This is a genomic window from Flavobacterium sp. GNP001 (assembly GCF_054343775.1).
The window spans coordinates 2,809,167-2,826,633 of sequence record NZ_JBTGUX010000001.1 but is presented as its reverse complement, the minus strand read 5'-3'; the positions used below and the strand labels follow the sequence as shown (position 1 = coordinate 2,826,633).

Below are 17,467 nucleotides of genomic sequence, written 5' to 3'. Positions count from 1 at the left end.
TGAGTTTTTATGTAAAAATAGTATTATTTGTAATGTCTTGTTGTACTTGTTATTACTTTTTTAAAAGTGTTAATTAACTCAAAATAAAACAGTAAGAATTTTAATTATAGCTAACTTTGTACTTCTTATTCTAGAAAAAAACAGCAAATTTGAACTTCGATAAACTTAAAGATAAACTAGAAATCCTGGCAGATGCGGCTAAATATGACGTGTCTTGCTCCTCTAGTGGCGGCAACAGAAAAAACACTGGCAAAGGTCTGGGTGATTCCTCCTCAACAGGAATATGCCATACCTATACAGAAGACGGCAGGTGCGTTTCATTGCTTAAAATTCTACTTACAAATTTTTGTATTTATGATTGTGCCTATTGTGTTACCCGAAGCAGTAATGACATTCAGCGTGCTGCATTTACGGTTGATGAGGTGGTTGATTTGACTATTAATTTTTACCGAAGAAACTATATCGAAGGCTTGTTTTTAAGTTCTGGAATTTTTAAAAATGCCGATTACACCATGGAACGCTTGGTGCGAGTAGCTAAAAAATTACGTTTGGAACAAAATTTTAACGGGTACATTCACTTAAAAAGTATTCCAGGCGCTAGTGACGAGTTAATGCGTGAAGCGGGTTTGTACGCGGATAGATTGAGTATGAATCTCGAAATCCCAACGGAATCTGGATTGAAATTACTGGCTCCGGATAAAAACCATCAGGATATGATTAAGCCGATGCGTTTTGTAAAAAATGAGCTGATTCAATACAAAGAAGAAAAGAAAAAATTCAAAAGCACTCCTAAATTTGCTCCTGCCGGTCAAAGCACGCAAGTAATTGTAGGCGCAACGCAGGAAAATGATTTCCAAATCATTCAGGTCGCAGATCATTTTTACAATAATTTTAATCTCAAGCGTGTGTATTATTCGGGTTATGTTCCCGTTTCTAATGATGCTCGTTTGCCGGCAATAGGCGCACAAGTGCCTTTGGTTCGCGAAAACAGACTCTATCAAGCCGATTGGCTGATGCGCTTTTATGGCTTTAAAGCCAATGAAATTCTCGAAAAAAACAATCCGTTTCTGGATTTAGAAGTCGATCCAAAAATGGGTTGGGCATTGCGAAATATTACCCAGTTTCCAGTAATTATTCAGCATGCGCCGCTTGAAATGATTTTGCGTGTACCAGGGATTGGCGTAAAATCGGCACATAAAATTGTATATGCCAGACGTTTTCAAAACTTGACAATGGAACACCTAAAAAAGATTGGCGTATCGGTAAATAGAGCTAAATATTTTATTTCAGTAAGCAACGAGAATACCCATTTGAAATTCTTAAACGCCCTGAATTTAAAAGAAATAATCCTGGGCGATATGAAATCTAAGTTCGAAAAGCCATTTGATAATCAATTATCACTACTCAATGACGAAACTTTCTTACGATAATACTTTTGAGGGTTTATTGACTGCCGTTTTCGAAATTTTTGAATTCAAATATTTAAATCCCAAAATCATAAAAAAAGACGATCTGCAACAGCATTTATTTGCCGAAAAGATTGAAATTATTACCGATGTTTCCAAATCAGATCGGGTGATGAAAAAATTACAAGCACAATTGGGCAGCGACGGCGTTAGGTGTATTATTTGGGCTTTTTTATCTGAAAAAACGGGTGTTGAAGATGTTATTTTTGACGTTATTAATTATGCGGTTCAAAATCCTACTGTCAACGTGATGAAGAATTTTTCGAATGATAGTGTGCTCCAAATTTCACAACTTACTAAAAATGTAGGTCGGGAGAAACATCGAATGGAGGCTTTTATTCGGTTCGAAGAATTGAAAGACGGTATTTTTTTTGCTAAAATCGATCCTGATTTTGATGTATTAACTTTAATCATAAGGCATTTTAAAAACCGATACCAAGATCAAAAATGGATAATTTATGATTTACGTCGCAAATATGGGGTGTATTACGATTTGAATGATGCCGAAATTGTGATGATGGATTTAGACATCAAATCATTAGACGATAAAAACAACCAAATTTTCTCAGATACTGAAATCAATTACCAAAAATTGTGGTGGGAATATTTTGACCATACCAATATAAAAGAACGCAAAAACACTAAGCTTCACGTACAACACGTTCCAAAGCGCTATTGGAAGTACTTAACCGAAAAGAAAATGTTTTAGACTTGCTAACATTTCCGTATTTTTGCAAAAAAAATAAAACACCTTGATTAAAATAGGCGACCATATTGTTTTACCGGATTTCCCCTTACTTCTTGCTCCTATGGAAGATGTGAGCGATCCGCCGTTTCGTAGATTGTGCAAAATGCATGGTGCTGATATGATGTACTCTGAATTTATCTCATCAGAAGGTTTAATTCGTGACGCCATCAAAAGCCGAATGAAATTGGATATTTTCGATTACGAGCGCCCTGTTGGGATCCAGATTTTTGGTGGAGATGAAGAGGCAATGGCACTTTCGTCTAAAATTGTTTCTACCGTAAATCCAGATCTTATTGATATCAACTTTGGCTGCCCTGTCAAAAAAGTGGTGTGCAAAGGAGCTGGTGCTGGTGTTTTAAAAGATGTCGATTTGATGATTCGGTTAACAAAAGCCGTTATTGATAGCACGCATTTGCCCGTAACCGTAAAAACGCGTTTGGGTTGGGATGATAATTCTATTAATATTGATGAGGTTGCTGAACGTTTGCAGGACATTGGTGTTGCTGCATTGAGTATCCACGCTAGAACACGTGCCCAAATGTACAAAGGCCACTCCGATTGGTCACACATTGCCCGCGTGAAAAACAATCCAAGAATTACGATGCCTATTTTTGGGAATGGAGATATCGATTCTCCAGAGAAAGCATTACAATATAAAAATGAATACGGCATTGACGGCATCATGATCGGTCGTGCTGCCATTGGTTATCCTTGGATTTTTGACGAAATCAAACATTACTTCAAAACAGGAGAACATTTAGCAAAACCTACCGTTATTGATCGAGTAGAAGCTGTTCGCAATCACCTTACTTGGGCCATGGACTGGAAAGGCGAACGATTGGGAATTGTGGAAACACGTCCGCATTACACCAATTATTTTAAAGGAATCCATTCTTTTAAAACCCACAAACAAAAATTAGTTACCCTAGATCGCCCCGAAGAATTGTTCGCTGCTTTAGATGAAATTCAGGATGCTTATGCTGGTTATGAGGTGGTTTAAAATTCCATTTCAAAGTTAAGGGCATTTTTTTATGCCAATTTTTAGTATATTTGATACAAAACAATGATTATGAGTGTTCAAACTGAAAAATCTTTTTTAATTGATTTACTTCAAAATATTAATGATGCTTCTATAATTCAGAAAGTAAAGAATTTTGTTTTACACGAAATAGAACCAGATGTTTTGACAGAAAATCAAAAAAAAGAATTAGATATAAGGATTTTAGAACTCCAAGAAAACCCAGTATCTGGAGTAAATGCAATGGATTTTTTAGATTCTATAAAATCTAAATATGAGTTATAAAAACCTCATTTTAAGTACAAAAGCATCTTTTGAGATTGAAAATGTTATCGCACATTATGCAATTGTAAACAAAGTTGTATCTAAAAGACTTGAAAAAGAAATCCGTTTTGGTTTCAAAGCTATTGTCGAAAATCCAGAAAGTTTTCAGTGTAGATATTTTGAAATCAGAATATTTTGGTTCAAAAAATTCCCATTCGGACTGTACTATATTTGTGATCAAGACCAAATAAACGTTTTGGCTTTTTGGCATACCAAAGAAGATATTTCTAGTAAATTGTCAAAAATAAAATAGATCTTATTCTAACAACCTCTTACTAACCCTACTACTAGCAATAAGGGAGGCTAGAAAACCGAGTATAACAATGGTTGTCATCACAATGGCCACATTTTCAAAAGAAAAAACAACGGGATAAGCCAAACTTTCAGTGAGCATAATCCATTGAAAATGCTCTTGAAGCAACACAATTACAATTCCTAAAAATAATCCTAAGATACCTCCAAATACGCTCAATAACGTGCCTTGTAGCAAAAATATTTTACGTAAATCTTGAATAGGAGTACCCAAATTGTACAAGGTTTTTAAATTGGCTTTTTTGTCCAAAATCATCATAATCAAGGCGCCAACCAAATTAAATAAAGCAACTACTATCACTAAAGTAAAAATCAAGTACACTGCAATATTCTCCGTGTTGAGCATTTTATAAAGCGAGGCATTCAGCTGTGCTCTGTTTTTTATAGTAACCGTATTTTTAAAAATGGTCTGCAACTGCTCTTTAATAGCGGATTCATCAGTATTGGCGGCTAATTTCAGTTCTATCCCTGAAACTTTATTGGTAGGATAACCCAATAATTCTTGCGCCAAACCCAAATCGGCAAATACGTACTTCGAGTCTAATTCTTCGTTGATAGCATAAATTCCAACCGGAATTAAATCCGATTTGTTAAAAGCTTGCTCCAAGTTGTCAATCGTTCCTCGACCCGGTTTTGGAACTAAAACCTCAAGCTGACGGTTAAAGTCCAGCAAACCCATCGAAAATTTTTGAGCAATCCCATATCCTACCACAACTTGATAAGTATCAGGTTGCAACCATTGCCCGTTATATAATTTTGATTCAATGGCGTTGACCTTGTTGTAATTGGGGTCAACACCTTTTAGGTAAGTCACTTCTTGCTTGCCATCAAAGGTAAACAACACGCGTTCTTCAATAATTTTGGTAAACGAAGCCACGCCAGCAACAGTCTTAATTTGCTGCTCTTGTTGCGGGCTCACCACAAACGATTTCCCTTTGGTACTGCTAATTTTTAAATCAGGGTCAATCTCATTGGTAAACGACAAACTAAAAACTTTTAAGCCGCTAAATACCGAAAGTACAACAAACAAGGCCATAGCACCCACAATAATACCCAAACTCGCAATGCGGTTTATAATATTGATGGCATTATTTTTACTGTTACTTTTAAGGTAACGCGTGGCTATGTACAGCGGAAAATTCAAGGATTATTGGAATCTGCGTTTGTCTAGTAAATCTCTGTTTTCAATAGGATTGTCTCTATTGGCAAGCGCATTGTCAATTTTTTCGATGTAATCTAATGAGTCGTCAATAAAGAAAACCAAATTAGGCACCTTGCGCAATTGCAGGCGTACACGTTGCGATAAATCGTGTTTAATATTTTTTGAATTTGATTTTACAGCTTCTAAAATCTCTTGCGCTTTGTCCTGAGGAAAAACACTCAAATGCACCGTAGCAACTGATAAATCAGTAGTTACAGCAACTTTAGATACCGAGATCACCAAGTTAGAAACGCCGTTTTTTCTCACTTCACCTTGCAGGATATCCACCAAATCTTTTTGGATTACCCCGCCTATTTTTTTCTGTCTATTTGTTTCCATGCTGCAAAAATACTACTTTTAAGGTTTATCCCGAAGTTTCAACTCAAAATTAAAATGTAACCCTCTTACAGCGCAATTTTTAGGAGCTGTTTCCCGCTTTTCATTACAATCTTTCCTGCTCTGCTAGCGCGCCGCAGTAAAGGATTTTCATTGCAATCGGGGCTAGGGAGTACGTAAATGAAGTAGTTAATTTTAGGTAAAGACAGTAGATAATCCAAAAGCAAAATTCAAGATGCAAAGACCATCCTTTTCTATATACGACGCCTCAGCAGGTTCCGGAAAAACCTATGCACTTGTCAAAGAATACCTGAAAATCATTCTTACCGCACACAAAAACGATGCTTACCGCCATATTTTAGCCATTACTTTTACCAATAAAGCGGTGCACGAAATGAAATCGCGTATTGTGGGTAGCTTGTCTGAATTTGCCAAAGACGAACCAAGCGACAAAGCACATGATTTGATGCTTGATTTAGCGGCAGCAACCCAATTATCAGTCATTCAAATAAAAGTAAAATCGCAACAAATCATCAAGCACATTATTCACAATTATGCAGCTTTTGATATTTCTACTATTGACAAATTCACTCATAAGGTAATTCGAGCTTTTGCGCACGATTTGAATTTGCCCATGACTTTTGAAGTTACTTTGGATACCGAAAACCTCTTGATTGAAGCGGTAGATGCCATCATTGCACAAGCCGGTGAAGATGAAACTTTGACCAAATTGCTCATCGATTTCACCATGGAAAAAACCGATGATGACAAATCTTGGGACATTTCACGAGAAATTCTCGACACAGGTAAATTAGTACTGAATGAGAATAACCGAAACGAAATTACACATTTTCAAGACAAATCGATTGCTGAGTTTGTAGCAATAAAAAACAAATTAGATAAAACCTGCAAGGAGCTAGAAAAGGAAACGGTTGTTTTTGCAGAAGAAATAGTAAGCTTAATTGATAAAAATGGTATTGATGTAAAGTCCTTTTCCAGAGGCACTTTCCCCAATCATATTGCAAGTATTCAGCAAGGAAAATTTAATCCTAAAAATAAAATGTTTCTTGATTTTGATGATATTGCCATCAATAAAACAGCCAAAGATCGTGATCTAATTGAGGGTTTGATTCCGCAAATGCTGGATCAATTAAAAACGATTTATGGAACTTTCGAGAAAATAAATTTCTACAAAGCCTTCCTCAAAAATATTACACCACTTTCCTTGTTGAATACCGTCAGCAACGAATTGGCTAAAATTCAAGAAGAGCAAAATGTGTTGTCTATCTCTGAGTTCAATGCCATCATTCACCGTGAAATTCAAAATCAACCTGCTCCTTTTATATATGAGCGATTGGGCGAGCGCTACCGTCATTTTTTTATCGATGAGTTTCAAGATACTTCCGAAATGCAATGGCAGAACTTAATTCCCTTAATTGATAATGCACTTGCGGGTCAAGATGATTATGGTGTAAAAGGAACATTAATGATTGTGGGCGATCCTAAACAATCCATTTACCGCTGGCGCGGAGGAAAAGCAGAGCAATTTATCGAACTAAGTAAGGACAATAATCCGTTTAGCAATCCGGACAAAGTTTTAGAACATTTAGATAAAAACTACCGTTCTTATTCGCAAGTTATCGAGTTCAACAATGCCTTCTTCAAGTTAATTGCAAACCATTTTGATCAACCTGATTACCGCGACTTATATGAAAATCATAGTAGTCAAAAAACAAATGATAAAAAAGGAGGTTTTGTAAGCATCGCTTTTATACCCAATGTAGATAAAAAATCAGCAGACGCTGAGGAAAGTAGCGATGAAGAGGTTCTCGACAAAACCGATTTGTATCTCGAAGCTACTTTAACAACCATTCAAAAAGTGTTGCAAGAAGGATTTGAGTACAAAGATATCGTGTTACTTACCCGCAAACGTGACCAAGGTATTGCCATTGCCAATTATTTAACAGAGAAAAAAATACCATTGTTATCATCAGAAACCTTGATGATTCAAAATGCGACCGAGGTACAACTCATTATTCACTTGTTAAAATACCTTAAAAATAGTGCCGACTTGGAGGCGAAAGCTCATTTTTTATATCACATAGGACTAAATAGTCAAACGGAATTACCAGTTCACGATTTTATCGCGCAAGGAATGGCGCTCAAGCAAGAAGCTGATTTTGAAAAATGGTTGTTGCAGTGCAATGTAGCGCTGTCGTTTCAAAATATTCGTAAAAAATCGCTGTACGAAGCCGTAGAAGTAATCATTGCTAAGTTTTTGCATTCTCAAAAAAGCAATGCTTATGTACAATACTTTTTGGATATTGTTTTAGAACGCGACGTGCGTAATCAAGCCGGCGTTGCTGATTTTGTAAGTTTCTGGGAAAAGAGCGGTCACAAGTTTAGCATTCCATCTCCCGAAGGAACGAACGCGGTCCGTATCATGACCATTCACAAATCAAAAGGATTAGAGTTTCCGGTGGTAATTTTTCCTTTCGCAGAAGAAGATTACAGTCGAAAACCCAAAGATAAATTGTGGCTAAATGCCGCTGAAGAAGATTTTGGAATTCCAAAAGTACTGATTGATAATAGCAGTAGCGTAGAAGGTTTTGGAGACGAGGCCGCCGAGGTTTACCAGCAAAAGAAACAAGAAGAACTACTTGACAATGTTAACGTACTTTATGTGGCGTTAACTAGGGCCGAGGAGCAGTTGTATGTGATTTCGAATATGAATTTAAGTTCGAAAGGCGAGTTGCCAAAAAATAATATGTGTACCTTTTTTATAGAGTATCTACAAGCAAATGACGGGTTTGATGAAAATCAATTTCTTTATGAATCTGGAAATTCAGAACGTCTTTCAAAAGCCAAGCCACACGTAGATAGCTCGCGCGTGATTCCGTTTGTGCAGGAAGTTTTAAATTCTAAAAATATAAAAATTGCCCAACGCGAGTCCTTGATGTGGGGTACGCAGCAACAAGAAGCTATTGAATACGGGAATCTAATTCACGAAGTGCTTTCCTTTGTGAAAACCTACGATGAGGTTGATGTAGCAATTACCAAAGCAATCGAAAGCGGAATGATAGCAATAACTCAACAAGAAACTGTTCGTACAAGTTTGCAGGAAATTGTGAGCCATCAGGAACTAGCTGCTTGTTTTGCTAAAGGTAATACGGTACTCAATGAGCAAACCATCATTCAAAAAGAAGGCGGCACTATAAAACCTGACAGAATGGTAGTAAACTCAAACAACGAAGTGTACTTATTGGATTATAAAACGGGTATGCATCAAAAAAAATACGAACAACAGTTAAATAATTATCAAGAAGCTATTGAGGCTATGGGTTATAAAGTGACAAAAAAAGCGCTAATTTATATCGGAAAAGGAATTGAAGTAGTAAATTTGTAACGCAAAAATGAATAATTCGCAAAATAGAATTGTAAACTATAAATTATGTACGGAAAAATAAAGGAACATTTGCAAGCAGAATTGCAAACAATAGAGGAGAATGGAATTTTTAAAAGAGAAAGAATTATTACATCACCACAAGCGGCTGAAATAACCATTTCTACTGGAGAAACTGTTTTGAATTTTTGTGCCAATAATTATCTTGGACTTTCATCTCATCCCGAAGTAGTGCAAGCAGCGAAAGATGCTTTGGATTCTCATGGTTTCGGAATGTCGTCAGTTCGTTTTATTTGTGGAACACAAGATATTCATAAAGAACTTGAAAAAAAGATTGCTGATTTTTACGGTTTAGAGGACACCATATTATACGCTGCAGCATTTGATGCAAATGGTGGTGTTTTTGAACCTTTATTAGGAGAGCAAGATTGTATTATTTCAGATAGTTTGAACCATGCTTCTATTATTGATGGAGTGCGTTTGTGTAAGGCGGCACGCTACCGTTACGAAAATTCCAACATGGAAGATTTAGAACAACAATTAATAAAAGCTACAGAAGCGGGTTGTCGTTTTAAATTAATTGTAACTGATGGTGTGTTCTCTATGGACGGATTAGTTGCGCCTTTGGATAAAATTTGTGATTTAGCTGACAAGTATGATGCCTTAGTAATGGTGGACGAATGTCACGCTGCTGGTTTTATTGGTGCAACTGGTAAAGGAACTCCGGAAGCAAAGGGTGTTATGGGTCGCGTAGACATCATCACAGGTACGCTTGGTAAAGCTTTAGGAGGTGCGATGGGCGGTTACACTACCGCTAAAAAAGAAATTATTGAAATTTTGCGTCAGCGTTCAAGACCGTATTTGTTTTCAAACTCTTTAGCGCCAGCTATTGTTGGTGCATCATTAAAAGTATTTGAATTACTTGAAAAAGATACCACCTTGCGCGATCAACTAGAGTGGAATACCAATTATTTCAAAGCAGGTATGAAAGCGGCAGGTTTTGATATTATCGATGGAGATTCGGCAATAGTACCTGTTATGTTGTACGATGCTAAACTTTCTCAAATCATGGCTGATGAATTATTGAAAAAAGGAGTTTATGTTATTGGTTTCTTTTTTCCAGTAGTTCCAAAAGACAAGGCTAGAATTAGAGTTCAGCTTTCTGCGGCACATACACAAGAGCATCTGGATAAGGCAATTAGTGCATTTACAGAGGTTGGAAAAGAGTTAAAAATTATATAATTCCCACATTGTAGTGGATAAGAAGGTTTTTTTTAACATTAAACTTTGTAGTTTAAAATTTACGTACTACTTTTGTCCATAATTAACTAAATTGTAATTAAAAAATTTAAGTATGAAACATCTTAACAAAATTTTTGTTGCTGCAATAATGGCGATGGGATTAAGCTCTCAAGCACAAGACAGGAACAATCCTTACGCTATCTCTTTCGGAGTTAACGCAGTTGACACTAAAGCAGGCGCAGAGGGTGGACATAATTGGCTAGATCGTCATTTTTCTCAACCTTTCGCAGTAAAAGATAATTGGAACATTTTACCATCTGTATCATACCTTAGTGTATCGAAATATGTTGGTGATAATTTCTCTTTTGGTCTTTCAGGATCTGTGAACAAAATTAGCAAATTCGTAACTTTTGCTCCAGAGCCAGCTTCAGTTATGCACGATAGCCGTGGTTACATCGTGACTAATCCAGGTGATTTGATGTATTATGGAATTGATGCTACTGTTAAGTACAGCTTCATGAATATGATCAAATCTAAAGTAATTGACCCATCTTTATCTGTAGGTGGTGGATATACTTTCTTTGGAGACAGTAGTTTTGGAACTCTTAATCCAGGTGCAGGTTTAACTTTATGGTTTACTGATAATGTAGGTTTAGAGTTAACTACACGTTACAAAAAAGCTTTCGGAGATAGAACAGAAGGAGATGTGAATTTTGCTGCTCCAGATGCTCCATCTTTATTCCAACACACTGCAGGTTTAATCTTCAAATTTGGAGGTAAAGATACTGACGGTGACGGAATCTACGATAAAGATGATGCATGTCCAGAAGTTGCTGGTTTAAAAGAATTCAACGGTTGTCCTGATACTGACAAAGATGGTATCCAAGACAGTGCTGATGAGTGTCCAGAAGAATTTGGTTTAGCTGCATTAAACGGATGTCCTGATACTGACGGAGACGGAATTGCTGATAAAAATGATGCATGTCCAGAAGTTGCTGGTTTAGCTTCTTTGAAAGGTTGTCCAGATGCTGACGGAGACGGAATAGCTGATAAAGATGACAAATGTCCTACTGTTGCTGGTCCTAAAGAAAATTCAGGTTGCCCTTGGCCAGATACTGACGGAGACGGAGTACTTGACAAAGATGACGCTTGTCCATCTGTAGCAGGTCCTGCAAGTAACAAAGGATGTCCTGAAGTTACAACTGAAGCTTTAGATAACTTAAAAATTCAAGCTAGAGCAATCTACTTTAATTCAGGAAAAGCTACTTTCAAAGTTGGTGATGTACCAGCTAGATTAGATGCAATGGCTAATATCCTAAAAAATTATCCAAATGCTAAATTCAGCGTTGAAGGACATACTGATAGCGATGGATCTGACGAATTTAACCAAAAACTTTCTGAAGACAGAGCTAACGTAGTTAGAGATGCTTTATTAGAAAGAGGTATTAAAGCTGAAGATTTAAGAGCTGTAGGTTTTGGTGAGTCTGCTCCAGTTGAAACTAACAAAACTGCTGCTGGTAAAGCTAAAAACAGAAGAACAGAGATTTTATTACAAAAATAATTTCTTCTAAAATATTTATAAGAAACGCCTCGATTTATCGGGGCGTTTTTTTATTTTTATAGAATGACAAATATTTCTTTTTTAGATAAAATAGCTTCAGTTTTATTGCAAAATGATGCGGCCAGTTTACCCAAAACAATTGTTGTGCTACCCAATAAGCGCGCTAAAATATTTTTACTTGAAGCGCTTAAAAAGCAAGTAAGTACAAACATTCTTGCGCCTCAAATTATAAGTATCGAAGATTTTATACAAGACATAGCCGGAATAAGAACTATCGATCCTATAGAGCTATTGTTTGAGTTTTACGAGGTTTATTTAAGTCAAACAGATGCATCTAAACAACAAAGCTTTGAATTGTTTGCCAATTGGGCGAAAACTTTATTGCAAGACTTTAACGAGATTGATAGGTACTTGCTTGATCCCGCTTATGTTTTATCTTACCTAAAGGATATTGAAGACATAAAAAAATGGGGTATTGAAGTAGAAAACAAAACTCCTTTACTTGAAAAATATATTGATTTTTGGAAGTTGCTTCCACAATATTATCAAACCCTTTACAAGCATTTACTTGAACTTGGAGTAGGCTATCAAGGTTTGATTTACAGAGAAGCAGTGAATAACCTGAATTCATTTTGCAAAAATCTTCAAGATAGTCGCTTTTTATTTGCGGGCTTCAATGCCTTAAATGCTGCCGAGGAAAAAATCATACAACACCTATTAGCTGATAATCGTGCCGAAATTTATTGGGACGCTAATCAAACTTTTTTAAATGATCCGTATCACGATGCGGGTTTGTTTTTGCGCAGATTTAAAGAAAGTTGGAAGCACTATAAGTCGCAACCTTTTGAGTGGATTGTTGACGAATTTTCTCAAACAAAAAACATCCAAATTATTGGTACTCCTAAAACAATGGGTCAGGCTAAACTCGCCGGAAGTATCATTGAAAAAACTATTGAAAAGTCGAGTGAACTAGGCCAAAAAGAATCGCTTGATAAAGTAGCGGTAGTCTTGGGTGAAGAGAGTCTTTTGGTGCCGCTATTGTATTCTTTGCCTGCTACCGTGGGCGCTTTGAATATCACGATGGGTTATTCCAGTAAAAATAATCCGGCGCAAATTTTAATTGCAAAATTATTCAAAATGCATACCAATGCATTGGCTAGGAATGCTAAAAGTTATGTGTTCTATTATAAAGACGTTCTTGATATATTGACGCATCCTTTGGTGGAGCCGTATGCTGAAACGAAGGCTTTAGTACAATTGATAAATCAAAATAATTACACTTTTATACCCCATCAAAAATTGATGGAGTTGAATGTGATGCCAACGGATTTGTTTGTGTTGCTTTTTCAAAAATGGGAACGTGGAGCTATTCCTGTTTTAGAAACCATTTCTCGATTATTGTTGATTTTAAAAGAAAACCTTAACAACGATAACGAAGAGGAAAAAATCACGAAAGCTTTTGTGTATGCCATTTTTAAGGTAATCAACAAACTGATTAATTACTATTCAAAATCAGCACATATTGATAAAATTGAAACGTTATATGCCATTTACAAACAGGTTATTGATCTAGCCGAGGTTTCGTTTGAAGGTGAGCCGCTAAATGGTTTGCAAATAATGGGAGTTCTTGAAAGTAGGGTTTTAGATTTTGATACGGTCATTGTTACATCTATGAACGAAGGTAAATTTCCAGCCGGAAAGTCTCAAAATTCTTTTATTCCTTATGATGTTAAACGAGAATTAGGATTACCAACTTTTAAGGAGAAAGACGCCATTTATACGTATCATTTTTATCATTTGTTGCAGCGTGCCACTAACATTTACTTGCTTTACAATACTGAAAGCGAAGGTTTGGATGCTGGTGAAAAAAGCAGATTCATTACCCAATTAGAAGTAGAAAAGCAAAACAATCACACGCTTACACATGAGATTTATAATGCTACTTTACCTGAAATAGCTTATGAACCAATGGAAATTCCTAAGTCGGAAAGTGTGATGCTACGCCTTAAGGAAATTGCTGAAAAAGGATTTTCGCCATCGGCATTGACCAGTTATATTCGGAATCCGATACAGTTTTATTTCCAAAAGATTCTACGCATCAGCGAAGTAGAAGAGGTGGAAGAAAATATTGCCTTGAATACGTTGGGTACCATTATTCACGAGACTTTACGTGTTTTATACGAGCCATTTATTGATAAGTTAATTTCTGAAAATGATATTTTAAATTGTTTCAAACAAATAGACGATGAGGTACTAAAGCAATTCAAATTAGTATACAAAGAGGGCGAAATCAAAAAAGGACGGAATTTATTAGCTTTTGAAGTAGCCAAACGGAATGTATCAAACTTCTTGAAAGTAGAATTAGAAAGCATTAAAAAGGGAGATGGTATCAAAATTATAGCTTTGGAACAAACTTTTGAGCGCATTTTGCATCATCCGAATTTACCTTTTCCAGTTTTAATTAGAGGAAATGTGGACCGAATTGAAGAGCGCAATGGAAACATTCGAATTATCGATTATAAAACGGGAAAAGTGGATAAAGCGAATGTGACTTTGAAATCCTGGAACGGACTCATTGAGGATATAAAAAGCGATAAGATCATTCAAGTGCTTGCATATGCATACATGTACGAAACCGAAGCAAAAGGAAAACCAATTGAAGCAGGTATTATCTCTTTCAAAAATCTAAAAGCAGGTTTTTTACCTTTTAATTTTAAAATAGATAAAGAGGTGCAAACCACTATTTCGACTGAAATGCTGAATAATTATCTGGAGCAATTGGTATTGCTATTGAGTGAAATTTTAGATAAGGATACGCCTTTTAAAGAGAAAACAATTTAATTCATATACTATCAAAAAACTATACAACAGTTTTGAATTTTACAAAAGTACTTTAGCTATAAACATTGCTGTAAGTGCTGTCTCGGCTGTGTTTGGAGGTTTTGAAACCTTTAAATATGTACTCTTGTTTTTTGGATTTTTCATTAGTATTTTGATTAAAGAAGTCAATGCTAAAAACGAATACTTGTTTTATTACAATAACGGACTTTCAAAAATTCACGTTATTTTTTATTCATTTCTGATTAATTTTTTCGTCTCGATGCTCTTTATTCTTGTTGTGAACCTTATATTGCATTTGCTATGACGACAAGTATTTTAGAAGTAGATAGCGTACAAAAACAATACAACGGAAAAATTATTCTTTCGGATGTGTATTTGAAATGTGAAACGGGAACTGTTCTTGGGCTTTTGGGTCGAAATGGTTCTGGTAAATCTACATTATTGAAGATTATTTTCGGAATAGAACCAGCTGTTTTTAAATTTGTTCGGGTTGGTGGAAAAGTGCTCTCAAAAACAAGTGAGTTATTAAAAGAAATCAGCTATTTACCTCAGGATTCTTTTATTCCGAATTCTTTTTCGGTCCAAAAAACCATTCAATTGTGCATTGCGAAAGAGCAATTACAAGATTTTTATGAAGACGCGATGATACAGTCTATGTTGGGTAAAAAAATCAAACACTTATCTGGTGGGGAATTGCGGTACCTAGAAATTAAATTAATCTTGAACAATGATTCAAAATTTGTACTGCTAGATGAACCATACAACGGTTTGTCGCCCATCATGATTGAAAACATAAATGCATTAATCACGACCATGTCTGCGAAAAAAGGCATTTTGATCACCGATCATAATTATGAAAATGTAATCAAAATTTCTACCAAACTGGCATTAATGAAAGATGGGAAAATGCATCATTTAAAAGATAAAAACGAACTCGTCGAAAAAGGTTATTTAAAATTTGGTATGCTCTAAATACTTTTAAAAAAAGATAATAGAACAGCTAATAATTCGTCTTGATTTTCTATGTGGCACATGTGTCCATCAGGAAAAGTGATGAGTTTTACGGCAGTGTTTTCAATTTGTTCCTTGGTTTCCTCATAATTCAAAACAGGATCTTTTTCGCCTAAAATTAAAAGTTTAGGAAATGGCGTAAGATGTAGTAATACTTCTCGATCTTGCCTAATTTTCATTCCCTCTAGTGAAGCAACAATTCCTTGCAAGGGTGTTTGTAATGCTTCTTTTTTCACGTTTTCAATCGTAGCAGCCAAACGCTCTCTATTGTTTTCACTGAACAAATTAGCAATCGAAAGCGAAATGAAATTTACAAATGATTGTTTCACGGCTTTAATAGCGCGGTCCCGATTTTTTTTTCGCTCTTCACTGTCGGCCCTTGCGGTCGAGTTGAGTAAAACCAATCCTTTCATGGTATCGGGATACAATTCGGCGAAAGCCAAAGCTACGTAACCTCCCATAGAATGCCCTACAAAAATAGCTTTGCGAATGCGCAATTCTGATAAAACGGCATGAACCACATCGGCATTGTCCTCCATGGGGTGTACATATCCCAAACATTCTGTGGCACCATGACCTAATAAATCAATGGTTATGACACGATTTTTTTTTGCCAATTCTGGAACGTAAAAATCCCACATACTTTTGTTTTCTAGAAAACCGTGTAGTAAAACAATGGCCGTTCCTTTTCCTTCATCAGTATAGGAAATAGTCGTGTTTTTAAAGAGAATTTGTTTCAATTTGTAATGTTTGTGCAAAGCTAAAGCTTTAATTTTTTCAAAACATATAAGCTATTTAAGTTTTAGATTTTTTTTGGCTGAATAATGTTGGTAGTTGGAATAAAAAAATAAACATATAAGTCATGTAAGGTCAGTTGTTCATTTCATTACAATACTTATATGACTTATATGTTTAAAAAAAGCTCCCATTCCTGAGAGCCTTTGAGTTTTAAAATCTATTATCACCGTCTATTAATCGGCCTAAACCGCCTAATAAACTGCCTTCGTCACGGCCGCTTCCGCCTGCTCGTGGTGCCGATGCAATGATTCTGTCGGCAAGGCGACTGAAAGGTAAGGATTGAATAAATACAGTTCCTGGTCCGCGTAATGTTGCGTAAAACAAACCTTCGCCACCAAAAAGAGAATTTTTGATTCCGCCCACAAACTCGATGTCGTAATCCACATCTTTTGTGAATCCTACGATACATCCGGTATCTACTTTTAGGACTTCGCCTGCGGCTAATTCTTTTTGGGCTAGTGTTCCTCCGGTGTGAACGAAGGCCATTCCGTCGCCTTCAATTTTTTGCATGATGAAACCTTCACCTCCAAACAAACCTGTTCCTAGTTTTTTAGAGAATTCGATTCCTACTGATACGCCTTTGGCTGCACATAGGAAAGAATCTTTTTGGCAAATGAATTTACCGCCATATTGCATCAAATCGATTGGGATAATTTTCCCAGGATATGGCGATGCAAATGACACTTTACTTTTGGTGTTGTTTTGATTGATGAAAGCGGTCATAAAAAGACTTTCTCCAGTAAGTACTCGTTTTCCGGCGCTTAAAAGTTTGCCAAACAATCCCGTTTCTTGACCTGATCCGTCTCCGAAAATGGTTTGCATTTGGATATTGTTGTCCATCATCATAAAGCTACCTGCTTCGGCAACTACAATTTCTTGTGGATCTAATTCTATTTCTACATACTGCATTTCTTCGCCGTAAATGTGGTAATCGATTTCGTGTGCTTGCATGATTTTATGTTTTTTAGTTTTTATTTGTTCGTTTTATAAACTGTTATTCGTAATAGTTTTAAAGTAAGTCTTTGACTGATTTGTAACGTTACAATTTTAAAATTGTTTTAACATTTTGACTATTGAAAATGATTTGTGAATCATAGCCCTGATGGCAGTGGCATCTCCCGATTGAAAAACAAGGCTTTTGGGACGCAGTTTTTTGAGCGGGAATAGAACGAACAGCAGGACTGTACGACTTAAGTTGCAGGATGT

General features: G+C 36.1%; 14 protein-coding genes. 10 read left to right on the top strand and 4 right to left on the bottom strand.

The window, feature by feature from the left end:
- The first annotated feature begins 149 nt into the window (after positions 1-149).
- The 5 genes from ACXX8U_RS12060 (at position 150) to ACXX8U_RS12040 (ending at position 3,809) form a co-directional block, all read left to right on the top strand.
- Positions 150-1,430 carry a putative DNA modification/repair radical SAM protein gene (locus tag ACXX8U_RS12060; protein WP_458566050.1) on the top strand — a complete coding sequence of 427 codons (1,281 nt, stop codon included), beginning with the start codon at positions 150-152 and terminating at the stop codon, positions 1,428-1,430.
- Positions 1,408-2,175, top strand: coding sequence for a TIGR03915 family putative DNA repair protein (locus ACXX8U_RS12055; protein ID WP_458566049.1), 768 nt, complete (start codon positions 1,408-1,410; stop codon positions 2,173-2,175). The genes ACXX8U_RS12060 and ACXX8U_RS12055 overlap by 23 nt, the downstream gene beginning before the upstream one ends.
- A gap of 43 nt (positions 2,176-2,218) precedes the next feature.
- Positions 2,219-3,214: a tRNA dihydrouridine synthase DusB gene (gene dusB / locus ACXX8U_RS12050; protein WP_144890531.1), complete on the top strand. Its 996-nt coding sequence runs from the start codon at positions 2,219-2,221 to the stop codon at positions 3,212-3,214.
- Between the two features lie 69 nt (positions 3,215-3,283).
- Complete coding sequence (locus ACXX8U_RS12045) at positions 3,284-3,517, top strand: hypothetical protein (protein WP_458566048.1); 234 nt, start codon at positions 3,284-3,286, stop codon at positions 3,515-3,517.
- Positions 3,507-3,809 (top strand): type II toxin-antitoxin system RelE/ParE family toxin, encoded by a 303-nt coding sequence (locus ACXX8U_RS12040; protein WP_458566047.1) that lies wholly within the window; start codon positions 3,507-3,509, stop codon positions 3,807-3,809. The genes ACXX8U_RS12045 and ACXX8U_RS12040 overlap by 11 nt, the downstream gene beginning before the upstream one ends.
- A gap of 3 nt (positions 3,810-3,812) precedes the next feature.
- Here ACXX8U_RS12040 and ACXX8U_RS12035 read toward each other — a convergent pair whose 3' ends face one another.
- Together ACXX8U_RS12035 and rbfA are read right to left on the bottom strand one after the other, a co-directional pair.
- Complete coding sequence (locus ACXX8U_RS12035; RefSeq protein WP_458566046.1) at positions 3,813-5,012, bottom strand: ABC transporter permease; 1,200 nt, start codon at positions 5,010-5,012, stop codon at positions 3,813-3,815.
- Between the two features lie 3 nt (positions 5,013-5,015).
- Positions 5,016-5,408: a 30S ribosome-binding factor RbfA gene (gene rbfA / locus ACXX8U_RS12030; RefSeq protein WP_166132818.1), complete on the bottom strand. Its 393-nt coding sequence runs from the start codon at positions 5,406-5,408 to the stop codon at positions 5,016-5,018.
- Positions 5,409-5,640: 232 nt separating this feature from the next.
- On the opposite strand from rbfA, the gene ACXX8U_RS12025 reads away from it, so the two are divergent.
- The 5 genes from ACXX8U_RS12025 (at position 5,641) to ACXX8U_RS12005 (ending at position 15,424) form a co-directional block, all read left to right on the top strand.
- Positions 5,641-8,811, top strand: coding sequence for a UvrD-helicase domain-containing protein (locus ACXX8U_RS12025; RefSeq protein ID WP_458566045.1), 3,171 nt, complete (start codon positions 5,641-5,643; stop codon positions 8,809-8,811).
- Between the two features lie 45 nt (positions 8,812-8,856).
- Positions 8,857-10,050 carry a glycine C-acetyltransferase gene (gene kbl, locus ACXX8U_RS12020; protein WP_458566044.1) on the top strand — a complete coding sequence of 398 codons (1,194 nt, stop codon included), beginning with the start codon at positions 8,857-8,859 and terminating at the stop codon, positions 10,048-10,050.
- Between the two features lie 112 nt (positions 10,051-10,162).
- Positions 10,163-11,611: an OmpA family protein gene (locus tag ACXX8U_RS12015; protein ID WP_458566043.1), complete on the top strand. Its 1,449-nt coding sequence runs from the start codon at positions 10,163-10,165 to the stop codon at positions 11,609-11,611.
- 63 nt (positions 11,612-11,674) lie between these two features.
- Positions 11,675-14,452, top strand: coding sequence for a PD-(D/E)XK nuclease family protein (locus tag ACXX8U_RS12010; protein ID WP_458566042.1), 2,778 nt, complete (start codon positions 11,675-11,677; stop codon positions 14,450-14,452).
- 300 nt (positions 14,453-14,752) lie between these two features.
- The gene (locus ACXX8U_RS12005; RefSeq protein ID WP_458566041.1) at positions 14,753-15,424 is read left to right on the top strand and encodes an ATP-binding cassette domain-containing protein; all 672 of its coding nucleotides are present in this window, start codon (positions 14,753-14,755) and stop codon (positions 15,422-15,424) included.
- On the opposite strand, the gene ACXX8U_RS12000 is transcribed toward ACXX8U_RS12005, so the two are convergent.
- Both ACXX8U_RS12000 and ACXX8U_RS11995 read right to left on the bottom strand, forming a co-directional pair.
- Positions 15,421-16,203 (bottom strand): alpha/beta fold hydrolase, encoded by a 783-nt coding sequence (locus ACXX8U_RS12000; RefSeq protein ID WP_458566040.1) that lies wholly within the window; start codon positions 16,201-16,203, stop codon positions 15,421-15,423. The genes ACXX8U_RS12005 and ACXX8U_RS12000 overlap by 4 nt on opposite strands.
- A 208-nt stretch (positions 16,204-16,411) precedes the next feature.
- Complete coding sequence (locus ACXX8U_RS11995) at positions 16,412-17,212, bottom strand: TIGR00266 family protein (RefSeq protein WP_166132825.1); 801 nt, start codon at positions 17,210-17,212, stop codon at positions 16,412-16,414.
- Between the last annotated feature and the right edge of the window lie 255 nt (positions 17,213-17,467).

Excerpts from the sequence above, each read along its gene's own strand:
- ACXX8U_RS12055 (WP_458566049.1), top strand. The coding sequence starts at position 1,408 with ATGACGAAACTTTCTTACGATAATACTTTTGAGGGTTTATTGACTGCC.
- ACXX8U_RS12045 (WP_458566048.1), top strand. The coding sequence starts at position 3,284 with ATGAGTGTTCAAACTGAAAAATCTTTTTTAATTGATTTACTTCAAAAT.
- ACXX8U_RS12040 (WP_458566047.1), top strand. The coding sequence starts at position 3,507 with ATGAGTTATAAAAACCTCATTTTAAGTACAAAAGCATCTTTTGAGATT.
- rbfA (WP_166132818.1), bottom strand. The coding sequence starts at position 5,408 with ATGGAAACAAATAGACAGAAAAAAATAGGCGGGGTAATCCAAAAAGAT.
- ACXX8U_RS12025 (WP_458566045.1), top strand. The coding sequence starts at position 5,641 with ATGCAAAGACCATCCTTTTCTATATACGACGCCTCAGCAGGTTCCGGA.
- kbl (WP_458566044.1), top strand. The coding sequence starts at position 8,857 with ATGTACGGAAAAATAAAGGAACATTTGCAAGCAGAATTGCAAACAATA.
- ACXX8U_RS12015 (WP_458566043.1), top strand. The coding sequence starts at position 10,163 with ATGAAACATCTTAACAAAATTTTTGTTGCTGCAATAATGGCGATGGGA.
- ACXX8U_RS12010 (WP_458566042.1), top strand. The coding sequence starts at position 11,675 with ATGACAAATATTTCTTTTTTAGATAAAATAGCTTCAGTTTTATTGCAA.
- ACXX8U_RS12005 (WP_458566041.1), top strand. The coding sequence starts at position 14,753 with ATGACGACAAGTATTTTAGAAGTAGATAGCGTACAAAAACAATACAAC.
- ACXX8U_RS11995 (WP_166132825.1), bottom strand. The coding sequence starts at position 17,212 with ATGCAAGCACACGAAATCGATTACCACATTTACGGCGAAGAAATGCAG.